At 40.4% G+C, this 24506-nt stretch carries 21 protein-coding genes; 12 read left to right on the forward strand and 9 right to left on the reverse strand.

Going from position 1 to position 24506, the window contains the following annotated elements:
* Positions 1-64 precede the first annotated feature (64 nt).
* The 9 genes from FIS9605_RS0118440 to FIS9605_RS37405 all read left to right on the forward strand — a co-directional run bounded on the left by FIS9605_RS0118440 (position 65) and on the right by FIS9605_RS37405 (position 11265).
* Complete coding sequence (locus FIS9605_RS0118440) at positions 65-1294, forward strand: polysaccharide pyruvyl transferase family protein (RefSeq protein WP_026733924.1); 1230 nt, start codon at positions 65-67, stop codon at positions 1292-1294.
* Positions 1295-1558: 264 nt separating this feature from the next.
* Complete coding sequence (locus FIS9605_RS0118445; protein WP_026733925.1) at positions 1559-2716, forward strand: glycosyltransferase; 1158 nt, start codon at positions 1559-1561, stop codon at positions 2714-2716.
* Positions 2717-2769: 53 nt separating this feature from the next.
* Positions 2770-3681 carry a glycosyltransferase gene (locus FIS9605_RS37395; protein ID WP_035139939.1) on the forward strand — a complete coding sequence of 304 codons (912 nt, stop codon included), beginning with the start codon at positions 2770-2772 and terminating at the stop codon, positions 3679-3681.
* 35 nt (positions 3682-3716) lie between these two features.
* Positions 3717-4712: a glycosyltransferase gene (locus tag FIS9605_RS0118455; RefSeq protein WP_026733926.1), complete on the forward strand. Its 996-nt coding sequence runs from the start codon at positions 3717-3719 to the stop codon at positions 4710-4712.
* Between the two features lie 231 nt (positions 4713-4943).
* On the forward strand, positions 4944-5978 hold the full coding sequence (locus FIS9605_RS0118460) for a glycosyltransferase (protein ID WP_026733927.1): 1035 nt from the start codon (positions 4944-4946) through the stop codon (positions 5976-5978).
* A 103-nt stretch (positions 5979-6081) separates the two neighbouring features.
* Positions 6082-7218 (forward strand): glycosyltransferase family 4 protein, encoded by a 1137-nt coding sequence (locus tag FIS9605_RS0118465; RefSeq protein ID WP_026733928.1) that lies wholly within the window; start codon positions 6082-6084, stop codon positions 7216-7218.
* Between the two features lie 96 nt (positions 7219-7314).
* Positions 7315-8601, forward strand: coding sequence for a glycosyltransferase family 4 protein (locus FIS9605_RS37400; RefSeq protein ID WP_051470059.1), 1287 nt, complete (start codon positions 7315-7317; stop codon positions 8599-8601).
* 27 nt (positions 8602-8628) lie between these two features.
* Positions 8629-9795 (forward strand): glycosyltransferase family 4 protein, encoded by a 1167-nt coding sequence (locus FIS9605_RS0118475; protein ID WP_026733929.1) that lies wholly within the window; start codon positions 8629-8631, stop codon positions 9793-9795.
* A gap of 75 nt (positions 9796-9870) precedes the next feature.
* The gene (locus FIS9605_RS37405) at positions 9871-11265 is read left to right on the forward strand and encodes a hypothetical protein (RefSeq protein WP_051470060.1); all 1395 of its coding nucleotides are present in this window, start codon (positions 9871-9873) and stop codon (positions 11263-11265) included.
* A gap of 352 nt (positions 11266-11617) precedes the next feature.
* On the opposite strand, the gene FIS9605_RS0118490 is transcribed toward FIS9605_RS37405, so the two are convergent.
* From FIS9605_RS0118490 to FIS9605_RS0118530, 9 genes are all read right to left on the reverse strand, one after another.
* Positions 11618-12733, reverse strand: coding sequence for a nucleotidyltransferase domain-containing protein (locus tag FIS9605_RS0118490; RefSeq protein WP_026733931.1), 1116 nt, complete (start codon positions 12731-12733; stop codon positions 11618-11620).
* Positions 12734-12954: 221 nt separating this feature from the next.
* Positions 12955-13584: a class I SAM-dependent methyltransferase gene (locus FIS9605_RS0118495; RefSeq protein ID WP_026733932.1), complete on the reverse strand. Its 630-nt coding sequence runs from the start codon at positions 13582-13584 to the stop codon at positions 12955-12957.
* Positions 13585-13653: 69 nt separating this feature from the next.
* Positions 13654-15516, reverse strand: coding sequence for an ABC transporter ATP-binding protein (locus FIS9605_RS0118500; RefSeq protein ID WP_026733933.1), 1863 nt, complete (start codon positions 15514-15516; stop codon positions 13654-13656).
* Positions 15513-16445: a hypothetical protein gene (locus tag FIS9605_RS0118505; protein ID WP_026733934.1), complete on the reverse strand. Its 933-nt coding sequence runs from the start codon at positions 16443-16445 to the stop codon at positions 15513-15515. The genes FIS9605_RS0118500 and FIS9605_RS0118505 overlap by 4 nt, the downstream gene beginning before the upstream one ends.
* A gap of 604 nt (positions 16446-17049) precedes the next feature.
* Entirely contained in the window at positions 17050-17241 is a 192-nt protein-coding gene (locus tag FIS9605_RS0118510; RefSeq protein WP_026733935.1) for a lasso peptide, read from the reverse strand.
* A 412-nt stretch (positions 17242-17653) separates the two neighbouring features.
* Entirely contained in the window at positions 17654-17875 is a 222-nt protein-coding gene (locus FIS9605_RS0118515; RefSeq protein ID WP_026733936.1) for a lasso peptide, read from the reverse strand.
* 117 nt (positions 17876-17992) lie between these two features.
* A complete protein-coding gene (locus FIS9605_RS0118520) occupies positions 17993-20020 on the reverse strand; it encodes a lasso peptide isopeptide bond-forming cyclase (protein WP_026733937.1) in 2028 nt (675 codons plus the stop codon).
* The gene (locus FIS9605_RS0118525; protein ID WP_026733938.1) at positions 20017-20460 is read right to left on the reverse strand and encodes a lasso peptide biosynthesis B2 protein; all 444 of its coding nucleotides are present in this window, start codon (positions 20458-20460) and stop codon (positions 20017-20019) included. The genes FIS9605_RS0118520 and FIS9605_RS0118525 overlap by 4 nt, the downstream gene beginning before the upstream one ends.
* Positions 20444-20758 carry a lasso peptide biosynthesis PqqD family chaperone gene (locus FIS9605_RS0118530; protein ID WP_026733939.1) on the reverse strand — a complete coding sequence of 105 codons (315 nt, stop codon included), beginning with the start codon at positions 20756-20758 and terminating at the stop codon, positions 20444-20446. Before FIS9605_RS0118530 ends, FIS9605_RS0118525 begins: the two co-directional genes overlap by 17 nt.
* A 652-nt stretch (positions 20759-21410) precedes the next feature.
* Between FIS9605_RS0118530 and FIS9605_RS44135 the strand changes: the two genes are divergently transcribed.
* From FIS9605_RS44135 to FIS9605_RS0118545, 3 genes are all read left to right on the forward strand, one after another.
* Positions 21411-21644: a hypothetical protein gene (locus tag FIS9605_RS44135; protein WP_026733940.1), complete on the forward strand. Its 234-nt coding sequence runs from the start codon at positions 21411-21413 to the stop codon at positions 21642-21644.
* Positions 21645-21830: 186 nt separating this feature from the next.
* A complete protein-coding gene (locus tag FIS9605_RS0118540; RefSeq protein WP_026733941.1) occupies positions 21831-23114 on the forward strand; it encodes a M16 family metallopeptidase in 1284 nt (427 codons plus the stop codon).
* A 142-nt stretch (positions 23115-23256) separates the two neighbouring features.
* Positions 23257-24117 (forward strand): fructosamine kinase family protein, encoded by an 861-nt coding sequence (locus FIS9605_RS0118545; protein WP_026733942.1) that lies wholly within the window; start codon positions 23257-23259, stop codon positions 24115-24117.
* The last annotated feature ends 389 nt before the right edge of the window (positions 24118-24506 follow it).

Raw genomic sequence — 24506 nt, forward strand, 5'->3', positions numbered from 1 at the left:
TCAACCTTGTTTTGTTCAGAGAATTTTAATTAAATTTACAACCATCAACAGGGATTAAACTTCTATGAAAGCAGTCATTACAGGAATCACTGGACTTCGCAATCGAGGAGTTGAGGCACTCGTAGTACCTACGATTGAGCAGTTGCAAAAGCGTCTGCCTAACCTCAATGTGAGTGTTCTGACTAAAACACCAGACTACGATCAGCTACGGTTACAGCAATATGAGGCAAAGCCTATCTCAATAGCTTTCCCTAAAACAAAGCTACAGAAGTTGCGTAGCCAATTCGTCAGCTTTTACAAAAAGCCTGCTCCTGATAAGCAATCCTCAGTCCAGGCAATTCAGAATGCCTCAGTTGTAATTGCATCCGGTGGTGATGTATTCAGTTCTGATTATGGCAGTCTCTACCAACATCTTCAGCCATTGGAGTTAGCTTTAGATGCTGGTGTGCCTATTGTATTTTTGGCCCAATCCATTGGGCCATTCAAGAAAGATGATGAAGCACAGGCATGGCTGCGTGTTGCCCGTCGTTCTAAGTTAATTACAGTTCGAGAGAAAATTTCCTATGACTACATAACCCAAAAACTTGGCCTTTCAACAGATTTGGTCAAACATACCGCCGATCCAGCATTTCTGTTGGCACCACCACCAGCAGCAAAGGTGGCTAATATGTTCAGTGCCTATGGTATTACCAAAGATCGCCCAGCGATCGCACTCTCTATCAGTCAAGGCATTACCCGCTATTCTGGTTGCGATGACGATAAGCATCTCAAGGCTTGGCATCAAGTCGTCAAAATGATCCTTGATGAACTTGATGCACAAGTGCTGATTATTCCACATGTTCAAGAGATTTATGCAAGTAATGACGATCGCATAGCTGCTACCAATCTGCTGAAGAGTCTCGAATTCGATCCGCGTGTACGTCTAGCAGGCGCAGATCACTCTGCGTCAGAGTTTAAGGGATTCATTAGTGCCTGTGATATGGTTATTGCCGAACGGATGCATGCAGCCATTGCTGGACTTTCCAGCGGTGTCTGTACCGTTGTTGTCGGTTATTCAATCAAGGCTGAGGGAATTATGAGCAACCTACTGGGAACTGATTCTCTCCACAACGGATTACTCATTCCGATCCACGATTTCCTAAACGCTGATAAAACCTGTGCGACCATTCGTAAAGCTTGGAACCGACGTCAAGAGGTGGCAAATCAACTTCATGAGGTTTTGCCAAAGGTAAAGCAGGACTCAGCAAGTAACTTCGATATGATTTCTGAGATTATACCAAGTTGCCAAAGTTAGTCTTGTTTGGAATTAAGGTCGCTATTGGACTGACTTTCGAGCAAATAATACAATCAAATACAACTTGGTATTCTCGGCTAGAAGCAACACAGACTCTCACGGGCAATAACTTGGGGCAACTAATTAGGTCTTTTCATTGCATTTAACTATGTCAAAACATCTGTCCAGTCTCCCCGTTATTCCCTCTTTATGTATCTTTAGTGTGCAATTTTAGGGTGTGAAATGTGAGCTAGTAGTTTTGTAAATTTAAAAGAGACATAGGCAATGAGTTCATCACCGGATCTAGAAAATAAACAAAAACAAATTCAGCCACAAATAAATCAAAATCAAAGGAATAATAACAGAGAAAAATTGAAAGTTGTCTTCGCTCCTCAGTTTCTTAAAATAAATCCTTATCAAAAACAATTAGCTGAACATTTAGAGAGATTGGGTGTACAAATGCAAGGAATTTGTTACCGCACAATCTTTCTACCCACTGAGCTTAACCAGTTGAATCCAAATATACTACATCTACACTGGTTGCATACGTTTTTTGATGCAGCTAGTACCATAGGTTCTCTACGTAGAACAGTTAAGTTCATCAGTGGATTAATTATTTTAAAACTAAAGGATATCAAGATAGTTTGGACAGTTCATAATATCAAAAATCATGAAAATTTGTATCTGCTATCAGACAGGATTTGTACTTTTATAGTAACCAGACTAGCTGATGCAATTATAGTTCATTCTGAAACAGCAAAAAATGAAATTGCAACAAAGCTTCACCTCAAAAAACTAGACAAACTTTTCGTTGTACCGCACGGAAATTATATTGAGAATTACGAGAACAATATTAATCAAACAGAAGCACGCAAGCTTTTAGGAATTCCAGATACAGGTGTTGTGCTGCTGTTTTTTGGGTTAATTAGACCTTACAAAGGAATACCAGAAATGCTTAATGCTTTTAAGCAGTTGCACAATAACAAAGTTTATCTGGTTATTGCTGGCAAAGCAAGAGACGATAAAGACAATCAGTTAGTTGATTTCATTGAACAAGCAGTTGAGAGTAATCAAAATATTAAGTTTGTTCCAAAATTTATTCCTGAAGATCAAGTTCAAGTTTATATGAATGCTTGCGATGTAGTCATCTTTCCGTATCGAGATTTTTTAACATCAGGTGCAGTTGTCCTTGCCATGTCTTTTGGCCGAGCATGTATAGCACCGCGTAAGGGTTCTGTAAGCGAATTGTTGGATGATGGAGGAGCGATTCTCTATGACCCAGATACTGAAGACGGATTAATGCAAGCAATGAAATGTGCAAGCGAGAGAAAAGCCAATTTATTGGAAATGGGTGAACACAATTATAAATTAGCAAAAAAATGGAGTTGGGAACTTGTTGCTGAAATGACACTCTCTATTTATAGAAAATGTATGCGTAATTAATAAATATTGCTGAGATAGATTTGACAGAAATCAAAATTCATTTTTGAAAAACTATGCCTGCTCATTTTGTATCAGTAATTATTCCAGTTTTTAATGACTGCGAACGGCTCAATATTTGCTTAAGATCTTTAGAAAATCAAACATATCCCAAAGATTTATATGAAGTAATTGTAGTTGATAATAACTCTGAAGAAGATATTGAAAGCTTAGTCAAGCAATTTAGTCAGGTACGCATCACCCACGAAAGTCTTCGTGGTTCTTATGCTGCTCGCAACAAAGGAATTTCTGTGGCAAAGGGATATGTTTTCGCTTTTACTGATTCTGATTGTATTCCTACTAGTACATGGATAGAAAAGGGAGTGGAGTGTTTACTGCAAACACCTAACACTGGACTAGTAGCTGGCAAAGTAGAAATTTTCTTTCAAGATCCAACAAATCCCACAGCAGTTGAACTTTATGACAGTATGAATTTCCTCCGACAGAAACATTATGTTGAGAATATGAAATTTGGAGCTACAGCCAATATGTTTACGTTCAAGGATGTTTTTGAAGCCGTAGGTTTATTTAATTCGGAACTCAAATCAGGTGGCGATCAAGAGTGGGGAGAGCGAGTTTTTGCAGCAGGCTATAAACAAGTTTATGCAGATGATGTTTGTATTGCTCACCCTGCGAGACGTAACTTAAAGGATTTACAAAAAAAAGTTATAAGAATCACTGAAGGACATTATGGTCTTGTTAGTCACAATGAAGAATTATCAATGGTATTCTTTAAAGAAATTGTCAGGGATATTAAACCCCCTATTAAATCAATATTAAAAATATTGGTTAACAAAAAACTGCAAGGGATGAAGCAAAAAATTGAATATATCTATGTAGTTTTGTCTCTCAAATATTTAAGAGCATGGAAGAAAATACAGTTGTATTTACAACATAGTTACTACAGAAATAAACATTCTCGTATATAGAATCACAAGCAGAGTTGTATATAGATTTAAACCATATGTCTAAGCTCGTTTCCGTAATCATACCTTGCTTTAATGCAGAGCGATGGCTGAAAGAAGCAATTGATAGCTGCTTAAAACAAACCTACCCAGCAATAGAAATCATCGTGATTGATGATGGCTCAAGTGATGGTTGTTTAGACATCATTAAAAGCTATGGAGATAAAATCATTTGGGAAACGGGCCCGAACAGAGGAGGAAATTACGCAAGAAACAGGGGTTTTGACCTATCAAAGGGTGAATACATCCAATATCTAGATGCTGACGATTATATATTAACGGAAAAAGTAGAAAGGCAAGTTCGTTTTTTAGAAGAAACTGGCGCAGATGTTGTTTATGGTGATTGGAGATATCAACGACACTTACCCGATGGTAAAACTTTTCTAGAAGACATAAAAGTTTCTGGCACACAAGCGGATATTCTAGAGTCACTATTGGCTGGTTGGTGGGTTTCTCCTGCTTGTCTGTTGTTTACGAGAAAAGCAGTAGAAAAATCTGACGGTTGGGATGAAAACTTGAAGGCTGCACAGGATAGAGACTTTTTTATTTCTGTGGTGATGAGTGGTGCAAAGGTTGTCTATCAAGCTGGTTGCTATTCTATTTATAGACGATATGGCAATGTCACGGTTTCTACTTCTTCTCGAGTCAGGTGTTTGGAGAGCCATCTTTACATACTCGAAAATACAGAACAGAAGCTGCTGGAGATAGGCAAACTTTCAACTAAATATCGTCATGCTTTAGCCCAGTCATATTTTATGATAGCTAGAGGTTACTTACATATTGATTACTCAAAGTATTTAAATTTTTTAGATAAGACTCTGACGCTATGTCCGCAATTTAAGGCAAATAGTGCCGACAGAACTGCCATTTATAATTTGGCTCAAAATATTTTTGGGTTTAGGAGATTGGAACAATTTGTTGTCTGGTTGAAACGATTCAAAACGTCAACAACCAGAAAGCTGAACACTTTAAATAGATTCAAGGTAAGTGCGTAGAAAGCTCTAAAGCAAAATCAAAATAATTTATTGAATTATTATATGTCAAATTACAAAGATTAAGCTAAATATTGTTGAGCGCTGTCTAGACAATGGTTCAATTAATAAACAGTTGGAATTTTATCAAAGAATAGTATGAATATTTTTTATCAATAGCTCGTAATAGCCAGGATTGGCAAAAATAGCATTACTTGCTAAAACCGCTTGAGGATATTAAAGGAAAGCATAAGCATGGAAATAAAGCCTTTAGTCAGTATCATTATCAATAACTATAACTATGAGCGCTTTTTGCCAGAAGCGATTGATAGCGCACTGAATCAAACCTATCCTCATACGGAAGTTATAGTTGTCGATGACTGTTCTACCGATCACTCCCGTGATGTCATTGCCTCCTATAGTGACAGAATTATTTCAATACTTCATCAAGAAAATGGCAAACAAGCAGCAGCCTTTAACAGCGGATTTGCCATCAGTCGAGGCGATATCATCATCTTTCTAGATTCTGATGATTACCTTTTCCCTCATGCGGTAGAACGGATTGTTTCCGTCTGGAAACCCAATCTCGCTAAAGTACATTATCGTTTGGCGGTAGTAGATTCCAACAGGCAGCCCTTGGGATTTTCCTATCCCCAAGGTGGTGCAAAGTTATCTAGCGGCGAAGTTTGGAAAACTCTTCTGGAAGTAGGCAGCTATGCGGGTGTTGCAACTAGTGGTAATGCCATTAACCGCAAAGCACTGGCGCAAGTTTTTCCCATACCAGACAAATATAAGCTGACAGGTGACGACTATTTATCAACCTTGATTCCCTTTTATGGCGAAGTTGCTGCTATTGAAGAACCATTGGCAGCCTATAGAATTCACACTAGCAATCAGTGGGCTTTAGCCACAGTCACGGGCGATCACTTTCACAGATTTATAAGACATTACCTGCAAAAATATGAACTGTTGGAGAAAAAGGCAAAAGAATTAGACCATAAACTGCCTGAAGATTTGGAACTACGAACCTATTGGTTTTGGTGGATTCGTCTGGCTTCTCTACGTTTAGGCCCCCAAAAACATCCTATTGCTTCAGAACGCTTATTTCCTTTGATCTACTCAGGTATCTGCTCATTGTGGAAATATTCACATTTTAATTGGCAGAAGCGATTAGTTTTTAGCCTGTGGTTTTTTTGGGTTGGATTACTGCCTTTGCCCTTGGCCAAGGTAGGAATTACTTGGTTGTTTGTCCCCTACAAACGCCCAAAAATATTACAGGTTTTTAGCTAAAAGTAATTGATAAATATCTGTCAATGAATCAAACTAGTTGTCAATAATTTAGTCTCATGAAAATATCTACAATAAATTATCTATCTCAACATAATAAATAATTATGCGTGTTGCAATTCTCCGTAGAAGCCCAAAAGTCTCTTTTAGTATGGATGTTTATGCTGATGGCTTAATAGCTGGACTGAAGGCAGTTCGACCAAACTGGAAAATAGTTGAATTTTCACCTCAAATAAATGCCTCAAGCAGCAAACGTAAATCTTTTTTTGATGGTGTAACTAGCTATTACGAACGCTATTGGCGTTATCCACTCACACTCACAAAACAACAAGTAGATATCTTTCATATCATCGACCATAGTGATGGTCATTTAGCTCGTTGGCTGCAAAGAAATCATCAACCGATTATAGTAACTTGCCATGATTTGATTAACTTAATTCAACCTGAGAATGTTTATAATCAGGCACTTTTGCCATCTGTCAGCATGGCAGCATGGAAATATGCCATCAAAGGTATGCACAAAGCACGTCATATTATTACAGTTTCATCACACACCGCACAAGATGTAGTACGCGAATTGCATATTCAACCAGAGCGAATCACAGTTGTACCAAATGCGGTTGAGTCAATATTTAGACCCCTTCGAGAAAGTGAAATTAACTTCTTTAGGCAGCAAAAAGGGATTTCACCAGCAAAATTTTGCTTACTAAATGTGGGTTCCAATCAACCTCGCAAAAATGTTTTTACAACTTTGCACGTCCTGCAAGTTCTTAAAGAAAAAGGTTTACCCATTCACTATTGGAAAGCAGGTGCAGACTTTACTCATGAACAAAAACAATTTATTCAAACCCACAATTTAGAAAATTCTGTTACCTATCTAGGCAAGCCAGATAAACAGACTCTTGTCAAAATTTATAATGCTGCCGATATACTGCTAGCTCCTTCTCTTTATGAGGGTTTTGGCATGACAATTATAGAAGCTATGGCTTGTGGTACAGCTGTTATCACTTCTAATGTGACATCGCTACCAGAAGTAGCTGGTGATGCAGCTATTTTGGTATCTCCAATTGATGTTCCTGCAATGGTGCAGGCTGTATGTCATCTTTTTGAAGACAAATCCTACCGTCAGTCATTAGTTGAAAAAGGTTTAGTGAGGTCTAAATTATTTACATGGGAAAAAACTGCTGAACAAATTGCTGAGATTTATGAAAAATCTGCACTAAATTCTATTCAAAATAAATAATATTTAAATTAATAAATATCAGCTAAAAAATCAAGTTAATAACTCTGAATTTTTGCTTAATCAGGACATGAAATTTCTAGAAAAAATACAAATTTTATGGACATTATCATCAAGGAAAATAACCCAGAGCAGCGAAAAATTCTCATTTCTGCATACGCTTGTAGACCAAATATGGGTTCCGAACCAGGAGTTGGTTGGAACACAGTTATGGAATTGGCAAATTACTGCCAAGTATGGGTGCTGACGCGAGAGGAGAATCGCTCGGCCATAGAGGCTGAACTGATCAAAAATCCTATCCCTGGAATTAGTTTTGTCTACTGCGATCCACCCCGCTGGGCTGGCTGGTGGAAGCCAACTCAATTGCCTCACTACTACTTTTGGCAATTAAGTGCATATCTAAAAGCTCGCAATTTACATAGTGAAATTGGCTTTGATCTCGTACATCATGTGACTTACGTTAGGTACTCAACTCCCAGCTTTCTTTCTCTGTTGCCAGTACCTTTTATTTGGGGCCCAGTCGGAGGAGGAGAATTTGCACCCAAAGCTTTTTGGCAAGATTTCAGCTGGCGCGGTAAAGTTTACGAAATTTTGCGAAGTTTGGCTCACAGACTGGGTGAAATCGATCCGTTTACCCGTTTGACTGCGCGGCGGAGTATTTTAGTGCGGGCGACAACTGAGGATACAGCCAAGCGGCTGTATCAAATGAGAGCAAGCAATGTAGAGGTATGTTCCGCGATCGCTATATCACAAGAAGAAATTGAGCGCTTTGCCCAGTGTGCTAAGTTAGAAAATTCCCCAGTACGGTTCATTAGTATAGCAAGACTGCTGCATTGGAAAGGACTTCATTTGGGAATGCAAGCGTTCGCCACAGCAGATTTACCTGATGATGCTGAGTATTGGATTTTGGGAGAAGGGCCTGAAAAAAAAAGATTGCAAGCCTTGGCAAAGAAACTTAATATTGCCCAGCGAGTTAAATTTTGGGGACAGTTGTCTAGGGATGAAACCTTAAGTAAACTCAGCGAGTGTCATGTATTGCTTCATCCTAGCCTACATGACTCTGGGGCATTGGTTTGCTTGGAAGCAATGGCGGTAGGTTGCCCAGTGATTTGCTTAGATTTAGGAGGCCCTGCTGTCCAAGTGACTGAAGAAACTGGTTTAAAGATACCAGCTCAAACCCCAGAACAGGTAGTAAGTAGTCTAGCTGATGCAATCAGCTGCTTGGCTAAAGATTCACAGTTGCGATCGCAAATGGGTCAAGCAGGGCAAAAGCGGGTGAGAGAAAACTTTTCCTGGGAAAAAAAGGGTCAGCAGTTACTGAAACTTTACGAAACAATCCTCACTCAGAAATCCGTTCAGGAGTTTTGCACTTCTCATCGGCATTAAAAGCAGGCAGGAGGAATTAGAAAATAAATGCACATTCTCACTGTACATAACAAATATCAAATTCGTGGTGGGGAAGACGAATCCCAAGAATTAGAACGGCGGACTTTGCAAGAATATGGCCATCAAGTTGACCTATACGAAGAAGATAACAATCGTGTTAAATCTCTTAATTCAGTGCAAATGGCGCTACGAACAATCTGGTCAACAGAAGCTTACCAAGTAGTCAAACAAAAACTCCAAAATTCTACCTACAATATCGTTCACATCCAAAATTTCTTTCCCTTAATTTCCCCCTCAGTTTATTACGCAGCCAAGGAACAAGGGGTTGCTGTGATCCAAACTTTACGAAATTACCGCCTGCTGTGTCCTAATGCGCTGTTTTTTCGCAATGGACAAGTGTGTGAAGACTGTTTGGGAAAATTTATTCCTTATCCTGGTGTTCTACATGGTTGCTATCGAGAGAACAAGATGGTGACTGGGGGTGTGGCCGCAATGCTAACTGTGCACCGGGCGATGAACACTTGGACACAAATGGTAGACATTTATATCACTTTGACCGAGTTTGCACGGCAAAAAATGATTCAAGGTGGTATGCCCGCAGAGAAAATTGTAGTCAAGCCGAATTTTGTCCATCCCGATCCCGGTTTAGGAGAAGGACGGGGTAATTATGCCCTTTTTGTGGGAAGACTTTCTGTGGAGAAGGGGCTGGATACACTACTTGCTGCTTGGGAAAAATTGGGTGGAAAAATACCACTGAAGATTATTGGCGATGGCCCGCTATCAGAAGAAGTCATCGCAGCAGCAAAAAAAAATCCACAAGTGGAATGGTTAGGACGCAGACCAATGACAGAGGTATATACTCTGATGGGAGAGGCGATGTTTTTAGTTTTCCCATCCAAATGGTATGAAACCTTTGGTCGTGTTGCAGTTGAAGCGTTTGCTAAAGGTACTCCGGTGATTGCGGCCAATATTGGTGCGATCGCAGAGTTAGTGGAATCTGGTCGAACAGGATTGCATTTTCGCGCTGGTGATGCAGAAGATTTAGCAGCCAAAGTGGAGTGGCTTTTAGCCAACCCAGCCAAGCTGGCTCAAATGCGTCAAGAGGCAAGGGCTGAATTTGAAGCGAAGTACACTGCCGATCGGAACTATCAAAAACTAATGGAGATTTACATCCAGGCTCAAAATCTCAAATAAAATTAGGTACTGAAGTTTTGGTGAATTCACATTCAGCGTGAATTATGATTTTTTATTGTATGTAAAGGGGAAGAGATGACCATAGGTATCGGGGTTTCCAAAAAACAGGAAGGATACATCAAGAGTTCTCTTCTCATACTCATAGCATTTGCTACTGCTTTTTTCCCTCGGATTATTAGTTCTATAGGTGCGCCATCACCAATAAATTTTGTTCACTTCGCAATGGTTCCACTTGCCTGTGGCATTGTCATCACTACAACTCGGGTCAAAAATAAAAGTCAAATATCAGTAGTCAAATCAATCATAATTGCTGTTTTTATCTTGCTGGCTGTCATGACTGCCAGTGCCCTGCTCAATCAAGCCGGAGTTATTAATATCTTCTTGGCATTAATGTTGCTGGGTGAACCGTTTATATTACTTGTAGCGATTCTTTGTATTCCTGTTTCTTCAAAAAATATCAAAAGATTAAGAATCTGGATCACAGGCTTTGGTTGTATAAATATATTTTTAGCTCTTGCTCAACACCTTTTAATTCAAGTTGGTATCCTTAAGGTCACTGATATGACTAGAGAGGATAATGTCCAAGGAGTTTTCTATCTTTCTGGTGCTGGTCATGTTGTCAGTGCTTCTGTTTCCATGTCGTTTGGTTTATATTATTTCGTCAGCGCCAAAACTGCTCCAATGTGGTTGCGATGTTCTGTTTTAGGCGCTGCATTTATGCAGCTTATATTCGCCGATGCCAAACAGGTATTAATGGTGTGGTTGGTAGCTTGGTTAATCTTGATATTGACTAAACTAAAAGATATAAAAGTGGTTATACAGTATGCGATCGCTGCACTTGTGGTTGGTTTTGTCCTATTTTGGTGCATAGAAAATCTAGAAGCCTTTCGTGCCTTCAAAACCTGGATGAGACCAGAAATTTACGGTCCTAATGGCGAAGCTACTTTAATGAAGACAGCAGCATTTAGGATTATTCCTTCATATTACAAATCACTCTTCAATTGGTTACTTGGTCTTGGCCCTGGCCATACTATTGGAAGATTAGGAGGGTGGATGTTAAAAGACTATGGAGATCTTTTAAAACCATTAGGCGCTACCATTCATCCAGCTAGTGAGGCGGTTTGGTCTGTATGGCGAGGACATTGGCTTGATTCCAGCTTTTTCTCTCCTCTTTGGGGCTGGGCAGCAATGTGGGGTGATTTTGGATTCCTCGGTTTGGCAACTTACCTGTATCTGTGCTCTATTGTATGGCGTCGGGTTTGCTTGGACGATTTTTCTAAGTTTTTGATGCTGACTGTAATGATTTTCGGATGTATTTTCACTCAGATGGAAGAACCTGGATTCATGCTCTCTGTAGCTAGTTTAATTGGTTTGCGATGGCAAGATTTAAAAATGATGAAGCAATTGCGTTTTCAGAATACTGCCTACCTAGGTTCAAATACAAACGCTGAACAGGTTCGGAATTTATAAGTTATACCATTTTGAATTTGAGCTTTTAGACTTTAGATTGTGAAATATTTAGTGGTAATTGCTTTTGACTATCCATCTGTCGCAATCATTTTGTACGGTTGGTATAATAATTTGGAAATGAAATATTCTTAAATGCTTGGTACAGCTTTACGTAAAATCGTAGCTTTTTTAAACGCAGAGGGGAGGCAGCGCGTTGCGGGGGTTCCCCCCGTTGTAGCGACTGCCGTCGCGCAGAGTAACCGCAGAGGCACGCAGAGTATTTTCAAAAATAATTCGCTGCAAATTAATGAAATGCTGTACTTAGCATCTATCAATTATTATTAAAAAATGTTTATTTATGCTGACTTAATTCTTATTTTTTTGTAGATAATAACCATCCTAAAAAAGATTGAAAATACAAAAATTTATTTTGAAATTGTTCTCTCACTCTAATTTGATAGATAGTTCGAGCCATGACTTTTTTTGGCGTACAGTCTATATTAAGATGTTCCTGACAAATCTCTGAAGCTAGAGAACTCACTTCAGAATCAGCTGTTATTTGTTGTAAAACTTCAACTGGTAGGGTAATTCCAGTCAGATGATGAGCTAAGAAAAGACCTAAAAATAACATTCTTTTGCAGTCAAATTCATTAGCCTGCTGGATAATTTTTTGCCAATTAATTTCTGGGTTAACTCGGATGAGTTGAGCAATATCGAAAGGCCAACTTAGTCTCTGCCAACGATGTCTAGAACCATGCACGCACAGAATGAGAAGCCAATCTTCTAGTGGTAGATTAGAAATTGTCATGCCCGCAAAAGAAAAAGGCTTGAGGTTTTTCCAAAAGTCTTTGGGTTCAATGGGGGATGTATATTGCGGTGTAATTCTCCAGTGAACTTCTAATAAAATACTCTTGTCATAATCAATAAAATCATAAGTGTGTTCGCCTTTAGATTTGAGATAGGCAATTTCCTCAGCTTCGGTAAATTCAAATTTTGGTTTATATCCATTAGCAACTAGCACTTTCTTAACACTTAAAATATCTTGCTGTTGCACTATGATATCCAAATCACAAAACTGCCGCAGCGCAACATTGCCGTATAGTGATGTAGTCAAAACAGGGCCTTTATATGGAACAGCCGAGATCCCATGTTCTTGTAGAAGACGTAGGATTTTGACTAATTCTCCAGTTAACAGTAAATTGTGTTGAGCATTTGCGTAGAAAAGGTTTCGGAGTTGATTGAGAACATCTTCGGGAATCAACTCTTGTGCGATCGCGTTGAGATTAGTATACAAAAGCGGCATAAACCCGTGCTTATATGCATTGCCGATCGCCTCTTGCCAGTCTATGTCTGTTTGTTGAATTAAGGTTCTAATTTGGTTCGCGTTGTCGTCATCCACATCGGTACGCGCACAATATAGAATCAACTGCATTTCAGGACGAATATCGATACCTAAAATTTTGTTTTGAGGTTGTGCTAGAGTTGGCATTTTGATAATTAGCTGTATTACTTAAGTGTGTTTTATCTATGGACGTTGCTAAATCGAGGTATGAATTTTGTAGAAGCAATTCATGAATTGCTTCTACGGCAGTAGATTGTAAATCTCATGTTAACAGTTTCATACTTTCAATCAGCAACACCTATCTACGATCAGTGTGTGTGCAAGGATGATATTTTTAATTCTTCAGCAGACTCTATCTTCTGTGATGGTTATTTTTTATCTCCCATTGCCAAGTAGCTACCGTACACATGCAATAAAGGAAAATAGTAGCCAAGATATCGTGAAACCTTACCACTACCATAGACTTTTATGCGAGAAAAGCCTATCATCTTGAGCTTCCATTTCAACGCATCATGAAAATGCTGGGAAACATGACTTTCATCATCTAAAACGCTTTCACCGCGAATTTTTTTCTTGATATCTAGAGGATTGGGAGTTGTGAGCAAAAATCTACCCCCAATCTTCAAAACTCTAAATACCTCCGCCAGAGTCTTGTCAACATCTATTGGATATAAATGTTCAATAAATTCTCCGGCGACAACCACATCAAAAGTGCGATCGCCACAAGGAATATTTGTTGATAAACCGTGAATGCCTTCTTGATAAGCTTGGCTAGGTAGCCGTTCTAACCTATCTTTAACACAATCGAGTCCAGAAATTTGCAAACTTTGATTGAGACTTTTTAAAACTTGACCACCTTTGCCAGTATTGCATCCTATATCAAGGACAGTACGTACATTGGCAGGAAGAAAGTGATAAAACTGGCGATAGCGTTCTTCTGTAAAAGGGTCACGTTCGCTAACGACCTGTTGTAAATTTATTTCCTCATACTTAAGCATGGTTGACACCTCTAAATAACACTTCGCAAGCAAAAGGCCTCTTAATTACTTTTCCAAAACTAGCTAATTTTAAACAATTCCACTTTCCATTACCGGGCTTGCACTAGATTCCATTTGTGCTTTCCAAGATTGGGCATACAGACCATCTAAAGCTAGCAATTGATCGTGGCTACCAGATTCGACAATCTGACCATCACGCATTACATGAATAATGTCTGCTTGCATTGCCAAGGTGAAGCGATGGGTAATCACAATTGCCATACGACCTCTGGCCAAAGTGCGGAAACGTTCTAACCAATCGTATTCGGCCCAGGGGTCCATAGCGCTAGTCGGTTCATCTAAAATCACGATTTGAGCGCGTCTAAAAAATGCCCGCGCTAGTGCCAAACGCTGCCATTGACCACCACTTAAATCGGTTCCCTCTGGAAACAACTTACCTAACATGCTCTGATAACCCAAGGGTAAGCGCATAATTTTATCGTGGATACCCGAGGCTTTTGCAGCTGCTTCAATCTCTGCTTGATTGAATTCTGCTGAGATATCACCCAAAGCGATATTTTCTCCAGCACTGGTGTGGTAGTGAATTGGAGATTGGAACAAAACAGTAATTAATCTGCGAAATTCTTGCACAGCAAAGTCACGCACATCAATGCCGTCTAGTTCAATTCTTCCCGACTCAGGGTCATAAAAACGGCACAAAAGCTTAATGAGAGTACTTTTTCCAGCACCATTATCACCAACGATCGCCACTATTTTCCCAGCTGGAATCGTCAAGTTAAAATTCTCTAACACAGGTTCCGTACTACCGGGGTAACGGAAAGTAACCTGCCGAAATCTAATTCCCTGTTGGGGTTTTACGGGTACGGCGATGGGTTTGGCAGGATCGACAATTTTGGGCTGGATCTGTAAAAACTCAAACAAGTTACCAATAAACAAGCCATTGCGATAAATTTTTCCCAGATTGCTTAGTAATTCCTTGACAATACCTTGTCCCTGATTGAATGCCTGGTAAAACAGAGCTAGATCCCCGAGAGTGAGAATACCTAGTAATACTTGCCGCCCCATCCAAGCTAACGCCCCACCAGTAATAATCAGTGCGACGATCGCAGCAACAAAGCGACCTAAAGTTTGTAATTTTAATAACTGAAATTGTTCCTTGACAAGTCGTCGGCGCAAACTCCGATAAGACGACTGGAAATAATTCGCAAAGTCAAATAACCGTACTTCCGCCGCTGTAGAACTGTTTGTGAGCAAATAGTCATAATACATTAACCAGCGGCGATCGGTTGTTGTCCGCTGTGACCATTGATATTGAATTTTGCTGAGATACATTAATACATAGAATGCCGGTAAAGCACTGATGATTAAAATTGTGGGTAGCCATAGCCCGTAGGGAAGCAAGATTGCTGCCATAGCAAACAATGTGATGCTGTTTTGCAGCAAAGTGCCCGCGCTTTCTAGTAATGCTAGCGATCGCCCACTTGCCCCTTCCCGTGCCCGATTAAGTTTGTCATTATACTCAGAATATTCATAAAAGCCATAATCCACGCTCACTGACTGTTTGTGAATCAAACCAGTGATATAGTCCCCTACCAATTCTGATTGAGCAGTGCGAATCCATTCACCAGAACTGTTCAAAAACTCTCCTACTATCATGATGCCCGCCATCAACGCCACTGGCATAAGAATCTTCTGAATACTTGCCGCAGAAATACCGCTACCAGCAACTACGACTAGATTATCAACTACCTGTCGGGTGAGAGTAATTGAGATAGCTGGAAGCAATCCTTGCACCAGTAACATCACCATCCAAGCGATCGTCCAGTAACGAGATGCCGCCCAGACAAGGCTAAGAGTTTTTATTAAATCGCTTAGTAAAGTATTTGCACTACGAAGTTTGCTCTTCAAGATATCAAAACCCTGCAAATTCAATCTTTGGTGGCTAAGGAATAACTAGAGGAAGTTTGATCAACGTTCCTGCTATCATCTTGTGCTGTCAGTTGGGCAATATCATCTTCAACTAACTTCACTAAATCTGGTAAATCTTCTAAGGAAGGTTTACGAGTAAAACGACAGAAACTTACACTTTGAATTAACTGAGTACAAAGATGTAAATGGCTAGTGACAAATTCTTTCTCTGTTAATAAGTTCATGGCGCGGGTATGACGCACCAGTTCCACAAAGGCTTCTTGGGGCTGGATTTTGGTAATCGCATGCTCACTTCCCTTATCCAACACGTAAATCCTTTGTAGTGGTAGCGGAGTTTGCTGGAAACCGCGAGTAAATTTGTAAGATAGTTTTGGCGCGTTTTGGTAAATTGGCGATAAGCTTTTGGTATCGTGTCCCAAAGAACTTAAGGCTTCTGGAAACACTTTAAACTGAGGATAGGCAGGAAAAACTATCGCCTGCCTTCCTTCAAGTTGGATGGGCAGTACATCATCTGTTAAAACAGAGTAGCCGTGATTGTGAAAAGCTGTTGCCAAAGTAGACTTTCCCCAACCGGAACCACCCATAAACGCTACACCTTTGTTGTTGATGTCAATACAACTAGCATGTATAACTAGGAGTCCTCTCTGTCGCAGCAGTACGCACAATACAGGGCCTAGAAGTAGAGTGCGAATAAGCGCCTCGTCTACACCCGGTACAGTATTGATAACTATTTCCCGTCCGGAGTGAATAAAAAACTTACCTACTTCTGGTATTTCCCCCAAAAAACTTTTGCCACTCTCGTATTGCGTTGCGATCGCATCATCTATATTGCCAAACCGGACGATCGCATCTGGCTCACCCTCAGTTTCAATCAATTCGGGAAATTGCAATTCGGAAGCTATGCATAAGTTGTAGGCTTTATAAAATTTCATATCCTGACTTTCTTAAGTTGCGATCGCAAAAGAGATTTGCTCCAAATTCACCAAACATCTTGTGTCCGTTCAATTACACTCCTAGATAGTAAATCAGCATAGATATCTTGCACCCTTCTCAACAAGAGCCAGGGGCTGCTAATTCTCGTTACCAAGTTGAACCTGGTAACGAGGTTTCGAGATTTTGGAGGCTTTCCTTCAAAAAGGAAAACATCTGCTACTAGTGGTCTATCGCATTAGTTGTGATAAGTTGTTAAAGTTCGTAGTTAGGGCTTGAGCACCTTGAAATTGAGCGATAAATCGCTCACTACAAACTTCTCATAAACCTCTCATAATTAATGCGATGCTAGTACTTCACCGTATTAATTTTGACAGGTTGCCTCTTTCCGGATAACTTTTTAACAAAGCTTTTCAGAAAAAATTTATCTGTCATCATCTCTGTGGTGTTGTACTAGTCTATTATTTACAAAAGCAGAAGTTTTACTTCTGCATTAGTCCAGTTGAACTACCACAGAGACAATCCATCAAGTTGGTGTTGTCTCTGTGTCCCTTTCACTAAATAGTTTCTACAGCTTTAATCCCAAGATTGGGCTGATAGAACTATTTATTTACAATTCCCCAATCCACCTCCTTTACCATCGCAGAATACATCCCTTGAACCGAGGTCATTACCATCTGATACAGCATTGCCAGAGAAAAACAAAAAATCTTTCCTGGATTCACCACCAAGAATTTGTGTAATCTCGGCAACATCTCCGTGAAAAGTAAGTTGGGGAGCGCTGTATTGATTTTTCATGATATGTCTCCTGATTTTGAGTGTAAATTGATGTAGTTTGTAGACGGTAGTGCCCCATGCTTGGACTTACGGTGTAGCTTAAAGGTGATAAATATCGCTATATCTAAAACTACAGCCTGCCAAGAAGTGGAATTTACAATATTTTTTTAAGTAGTGATGTATAAAAATTCCAAACCACATCTTGCCAATCTTTGAGATTGGCAAGGTCACATACTGAGTATCAAGTTGAAAACTCAAAATGAGTGCTAAAACACCAATTTAGTGTTAGAACTGAAAGCTGAGAAAACAGATTAATCTTGACTTAGAAACACTAAAATTTTGTTGCTCCAACTCAAAAAAATCGCTCTCTGGGATTGATGAATTGGTGTTTTAGCAAATTGGTCAGAAGCCTGAGGTTATAGGTTTATATGATCTACTTCTTTGGGCACTTCTCTGGTAGACCGTTCTCATCGCACCTAAACAGAATACCGTCTACAGAACCCGTACCGCCAGTAAGACTAACGGTTCCGTTGGGGGAAGAAGCATTACCACTGAAGAATAAGAAATCTTCTCGTTTACTAGTACCAAACATTTGGGTAATAGCTTCTACACTGCCATGAGTAGTGAGTATGGGTGTGCTGTAGGTTTTTTTCATGATTTGAACTCCTGTTCTGTGAGAATTAGCTGATTAAAATTGAGGTGGTGTTCCTCGCTGCTTGGACTTACAGAGTGGCTTAGTAGTTCTAATCCACAACCTGCCAAGAATTTGGACTTAAGGAATGACTTTTTTGTAGTCAATCCACAAAGCAAGGCTGACCGCCTGCCAAACTGCCATACAGTCATCGTCACTAACTTGGTTTCCTGCTGAGTTCATCCGTTGATAAGCTGCTTGCAGGAAATCTAAGTTAATGTATTTTTCCAGATGCTTAACTTTGTGGGACATCACCTGATCGAGAATTTGGCGATCGCGGTTGAGTAACCCATCGTTAAAATTTGGCGACATATTTGTTTTTCCGCCACGCCACTGAATTTTTTCCGGAAGGATACCTGCTAAAGCACGACGCATCACCATTCTTCCCCATCCTTGGTATAACTTTTGCTCAGCGGGTAATGCTACACAAAATTCTATTAATCGCTTATCCATAAATGGATGGCGGGCTTCTAAAGAAAACATCGCCGCATATTGATCCATTTGTTCTAGGGTGTAGGCTAATATACCTTGATTTAAACTGCGCCAATGTTCTTCTTTTAACGTCAGCGGTGATTCGCGAGGAGGGTTTAACGTTTGAATTCGCTCATCTAGACGAATGCGTTCGGCAAAGTGATGGTTAACTAAGGGAGTCTCAGACAAAGAGGAATGAGAAGATGTTCTTTGTTTGTGCCCTCTCTTCCAAAATCGCTGTATTTGTTCCCAAATAGGTTTAATTCCGTGATAAATAATTAAAAGTTTGCGTGAAGCACCAAAATGCTTGTGAATTAGTTGCACTGCTCTAGCAAATTCTATCCATCGCCACTGCTTGACTAAATCCCGCAGGAATGGTAATCCATAATGCCGAAACACTGCATATGGTGAAATATTATGGTGTGGTGCAATGGCTTTTGCTTCCTGAATGAGAGTTTGCCATTTTCCTTGGCGTCCCAATTCTGTCAATCTAGCTACACCATGACTGACTGTGGTGTCACCATCAAAACCATCAAGGGAAATCCGCAATCCTAGTTCCTTGGCAGCGCAGTTCACTATCCAAGGATAGAAATGACTTGGCCCTAGTAAGGCTTCATCTTCATACTGAAAAATGCTATCTAGATTGGATAACGGACCGAACTCATCACCATGAACGTAGTGAGGAATGAGCCCTCCCTGTTCTAATACAGCATTGATAAAAGGACGCTCATCACATTCAGTAATTTTGTCAAAAATACTTGATATGGTGTGCAGTGGAGTTTTTCCAGTTTCCGCAAGTATATCCCGTGCCACACAGGTAACGGCAGAAGAATCTAACCCACCACTCAGGTGACTGACAACAGGGAAGGCGCTACGCAAACGACAACGTACCGCTTCTGTGAATATTTGCCGAAATTCCTCTGCGTAAGCTTCGTTGGAAGCTAAGCGAATCTCCCGGTGCAAATCAAGTGACCAGTAAGACCATAACTGTATTCCTGATTGACTGACCACCATACAGTGGGCAGGGGGAAGTCGCAAGATATCTTTATATGTAGTGATGGCTTTATCTTCCATCATCAATGCCAAATAATCGCCAATTCTCACCTCATCGAGTCGGCGCGGTACTTGCGGTAAACAAAACAGTGCCTTAATCTCTGAGGCAAATACAAAGGCTTTGCCTGGCTGATGGTGGTAGTAAAAAGGCTTGACTCCAAAATGGTCTCTAGCACAAAAGAGAATTTGTTTTTGCCGATCCCAAATCGCAAAGGCGAAATCACCCAGTAGATGCTCTGGGCATTGCTCACCCCATTTTTGATAAGCAGCCAAGATTATTTGACTATCCGTAATTTTATCAGGCGAACAGCTAAAAGCCTGTAACTTAGACAACAATTCTTCTCGGTTATCTAAGCGAGCATCTGATGTAATAACTAAATTCTCATATTGGTCAACTAAAGGTAACTTTTCTAGTAAAGACTCTGGTGTTGTCCACAGCAGGCGATGCGCGAAACCTACAGACTCTCCAACCCAGATATCTGCATCATCAGGACCCCGATGTGCCAGGACATCTACCATCTTCTCTAGATATTTGCGATTTACAGGAGAACCATCAAGATGGTAAGTTCCCATGATGCCACTCATAGTTTCACTCCTTCTAAGGATGGCAACGGGATAAAGCGGTAAAGATCCGAAAGATTACCGATTACAACTCTTCCCTGATGCTCAATCCAAGCATGAGCTTCTAGTTTTCCTAACTCTGTCTTGGCAACACCAATGCGAAGTTGTGATGCGTATCCGTACTGGTTCATAATTACATGGGTAGTCAAGGCACGAGCCAGACACTTGACACCAGGCATACAGCGAGTTACAGCGTTAACAGCCCAAATAATTTTGCTCAGGGTGACTTGGTTGGGAGAATGGGATCGCCTACTTGGTTGACTGATTTTTTCTAACAGCTTTAACAGGTTTCTAAACGGTAGCAACCACAGCCCTAACCTAACGCCACCTAGTAAGATTAAGGTTGTGACTAGAAGGTTGCGTTCTCCAGCCCCTAGCCTGAGTAACTTATGCAGCCGTCTCATTCGTGACATTGATTAATCCCGCACCAAACAAGTCTTCTAGTAATGCGATCGCATCGCGATCGCACTGCTCAGCTTCAACTTCATACTCTTGCAGCAGAACTGCCGTGATATCTTTCACGGTCTTCGGTTTTTGAATCAAATTCCAGATCCGCGCTCCTACCTCATTCAAACCATGATAAGTACCCGACTTGATATTGAGAATTACTGCTTCGCCGCCTAGATCGGAAGAGATTTGCTCAGCAGATGCTACTACTATTGAATCTTTTAAGATGTTACGCTCCAGTGTTTTTGAGTTCATATTCTCTACAATTTCCTTTGACTATATTAACTAGCTGTGCAGTGAGTACTGTATAAACTAACCATATTATTCAGTGCTTATCCGGATGCTTTTGTCAAAAATGTGAAAAATTTTTCCAAGCTTTGCGCGACACACGTAGCTGTATATTGCTGATTTTCTTTGTAAACATCTAAAAATGCGAATATTCAAACAGTGTTTAAATTGCTACTAGAAAGTAAAAATTTGAATTTGACAAGTCTAGTCACTAGAATTTTGCAGTCAGTGATTTCAGCAAATATGTACTGAAACAGTTTTGTATAGTTAGCCCTGGTATAATGTATTGAAATTTCTTATATTAATCTGCGGTTTTTATTTACGCAGAGGTAGATATTCGTAAAGATAAACTGCCCTGGATATGGGAGATGCTTGTACTCTATCTTAAGATAGAGTATACAAAATACTATCCTTATACGTAAACTTCATCAGAAAAACACAATTGGATTAACCTTAGGTAAAGCAGTACGTATCCTTCCCGATCTGCCTATCTGTTAAGATATTCACTCACAAGCTCAACTTTGAACCTCAAAGGCTTAAATTTCACCTTCATACGCTCAGTTGATGCGATCGCACTTTTGCCAAGGATTTACTTTTTAGGATTAATATAATCGCAGAGATGGCGATCGCTCACCCAAAATTTTTAAGGGGCTTCCAAATAAAAAAATATCCAGTGTTGCTGAATAATGGGATGAATGAAGTTGACGCACCAGACGCACCAGACACGGCGATTATTGAGTCATGCAAATTCCAAAATTATCCCGCAATTATGCAACGTCAAATATCCTATCGCTCGCAAGACAAGAAAGATAAGGAGGACAAGGGAAGGAGGAAGAAATTGTGTGGGATGTAGGATTTGGATAATTTATTTTTTGGAGTTCCCTAAGAAAAGGTAAAAAAGCGATTAAACGCGCTCAACGCCTGATTTAGTCGTACTTATACCTAGATTTCAGTAAAATCTTCTTACTCAAGTGATAATTTCAATGCTTGTTGAAGTCCTATGTAAGATAAAAGTATTAGCCTCACTTAACAATCACCAATGACCTCGACCCTGCTGAAATTTCCTCGTCTGAATGCGCCTAAGCTACACCAGTTACCGAATGGTTTAACAATCATAGCGGAGCAAATGGCGGTGGAAGCAGTTAACCTAAATTTGTGGGTTAACGTTGGTTCAGCCGCAGAAGCGGATGCGATTAACGGCATGGCTCATTTTTTAGAGCATATGATTTTTAAGGGGACTGAGCGACTGATAAGCGGCGAGTTTGAACGTCGGATAGAAGAGCGGGGTGCTGTTACGAATGCTGCTACTAGCCAGGATTATACTCATTACTACATCACCACTGCTCCCAAAGACTTTGCTGAACTTGCCCAGTTGCAAATTGATGTAGTAACTAATGCTAGTATTCCTGACGATGCCTTTGAACGAGAGCGATTAGTTATTTTAGAAGAAATTAGACGTTCTGAAGATAATCCTCGCCGCCGCACTTACAGAAGAGCAATGGAGACGGCGTTTGAGAGACTACCATACCGGCGTCCGGTATTAGGGCCAGAAGAGGTAATTTCTCAACTCCGACCTCAACAAATGCGTGATTTTCACGCTACTTGGTATAAACCCCAGTCAATTACTGCTGTAGCTGTGGGTAATTTGCCAGTGGAAGAATTAATTGAAATTGTCGCCGACGGATTTACACAAACCAATAACCACCAACCAACAACCAACAAACAACAACCAACAATTGCTCCCGAACCTCCGTTTATTGAAATTATCCGGCATGAATTTGTTGACGAAAGTCTCCAGCAAGCACGGCTAGTAATGGTTTGGCGAGTTCCAGGGTTAGACCAACTCAATGAAACTTATGCCTTGGATATTTTGGCAGCAATTTTAGGACATGGGCGGACATCGAGACTGGTAAGGGATTTGCGCGAAGAACAAGGACTGGTTTCCCATATTTCTGTGAGCAATATGACTCATAAACTACAGGGAACATTTTATATTTCTGTCCATTGTCCAGTAGAAAATATTGCTGCTGTGGAAGAAGCGATCGCTCAACATATTAGAAGACTGCAAACAGAGATAGTCAAAGCATCAGAAATCGATCGCGTGTGCAAACGAGTAGCGAATAGGTTTATTTTTGGTAACGAAACACCAAGCGATCGCGCTGGTTTGTATGGCTATTATCAGACCTTGGTAGGAGATTTGGAACCAGCCTTTGACTATCCAAATCACATTCAAGCACAGGATGTAAATGACCTAATGCAAGCCGCTCAAAAGTATCTTTCCCCGGATGCTTACGGCGTGGTTGTGCTTAAGCCACATAGTTAGTGGTTAGTGGTGAGCTAGCGCGGTCTTGGGGGTTCCCCCCATGAGCGACTAGCGAACCCGAAGGGTTAGTGGTTAGTAGTTAGTGGTTTACTACTTCCCCACTCCCCCCATCTCCCCAAGTTCCCTATTTCCCAATTTCATCATGTGGACTGATATTGATGCCCATATTAGCCAAGTTACTGGCGAAAAATTCCACTCTTCACAACGACGTTCAGTTGGTGGTGGGTGTATCAACCAAGGTTATGCTGTCTCTGATAGCAAGCGTACCTACTTCATCAAGCTCAACCAAGCTTCTCAAGTTGCCATGTTTGAAGCAGAGGCGGTGGGTTTAGAACAAATGTTTGCCACAGCTACCATCCGGGTTCCCAAACCAATTTGCTGGGGTACAGCTGGTAATTCTGGCTACTTGGTGTTGGAGTGGCTAGAAATGGATTCGGGTAATAGCAAAGCCTGGGAAGAGATGGGGCGCAAGTTGGCACAGATGCATAAAGCTACCAGTCAGAGCGGTTTTGGCTGGGATATAAATAATACAATCGGTTCTACACCCCAAATCAATACCTGGACATCCGATTGGGCAGAATTTTTTGGCAAACATCGCCTTGGTTATCAATTTCAGTTGGGAAGGCGGCGAGGAGGTCGTTTTCCACAAGCAGAAGAGTTACTAAAAGCTATTCCCGAACTCTTGGCACACGATCCACAACCTTCTTTAGTACATGGTGATTTATGGGGAGGTAATGCTGGCTGTACCGTACAAGGAGAGCCAGTGATTTTCGATCCTGCCACTTACTTTGGGGACAGAGAAGTTGATATTGCCATGACCGAACTTTTCGGTGGTTTCCCTGCGGCATTTTATCGGGGTTATGATGAAGTGTTTCCCCTAGATCCAGGATATGAAAAGCGGAAGACTTTGTATAACTTGTATCACATTATCAATCACTTCAATTTGTTTGGAGGTGGGTATGAATCGCAAGCTAACAGTATGATTGCAAGGATTTTGCGTTAACCAAGCCTATAAAGCGATCGCTTTTATCAGAGTTTTTTCAAAAATAAAATAGAAACCTTATATGTAAAAATAGATATCTGAGTAGGTCGGCGTAAATAATTAAAGGTATGTAGTAAGCGCTGTCTTCGCTGTAGACGCAAAGCGGCTTCTCGCAGAGTAGCCCTTACTATAAGCTAATTTCCAATTTTTACTTTTCTTTACATAGTTTGATTTTTTCTCACCTACTTACTTGTAATCGCTGAAATTATAATGATTTTTATAAGAAAAATTTTGCGATAAGTCTTTTTAACTAAAAAACCCTAATTATAAAAAATTCTCGAACCAATACCCCAAAAAATTTTCTTTATTTCTCGAAATACCTGCTCAGTAGTAGTTTTTCTATTTGAGTA

Source organism: Fischerella sp. PCC 9605, assembly GCF_000517105.1.
In the GTDB taxonomy this organism is placed as follows: Bacteria; Cyanobacteriota; Cyanobacteriia; order Cyanobacteriales; family Nostocaceae; genus PCC9605.